Below are 447 nucleotides of genomic sequence, written 5' to 3' on the forward strand. Positions count from 1 at the left end.
GCTTAACAGGCTTAGGTTATGGAGATTATTATCATGTTCAAAATAATTTAAAGAATAGGCTCCCAGGTGGTTATTTCGACTTTCAATTGTGGTTATCTATCGGCTATTCCTTTTAAATTAAGGGATATCATAAAATATGGACATGAACTAAAACATAAAATTTGTAGTTTTGAATATGAGAAATATACCGCTCTTTGTTGCTATCTGTCTGTTAGCGCTCGTTGCCTGTAATTCGAACAGCAAAAAGGAAACCAATGCCATTGAGTTTAAAAATGTTAACCAGCGCCTCGCCAAATCTTTTTCTGATTTAAAACGTTTGGACACTTTTAAGATCGAACTTACTGGTAGAAAACCCGAAGAAATGGTATTGAATTTCACAATCAAAAACGCCGACGGAAAAGAAATTTACAATACCAAAATAAAAGGAACTGAATTATTGGGCAGTAC

The 447-nt window shown here is 34.0% G+C and carries 1 protein-coding gene; it reads left to right on the forward strand.

Annotated features, from left to right (window positions below; translation table 11 throughout):
* Positions 1 to 175: 175 nt before the first annotated feature.
* A partial coding sequence (locus tag AC1DND_RS29465) for a hypothetical protein (RefSeq protein WP_477586587.1) occupies positions 176 to 447 on the forward strand: 272 nt, incomplete at its 3' end.

Source organism: Pedobacter sp. 01N416, from assembly GCF_056399685.1.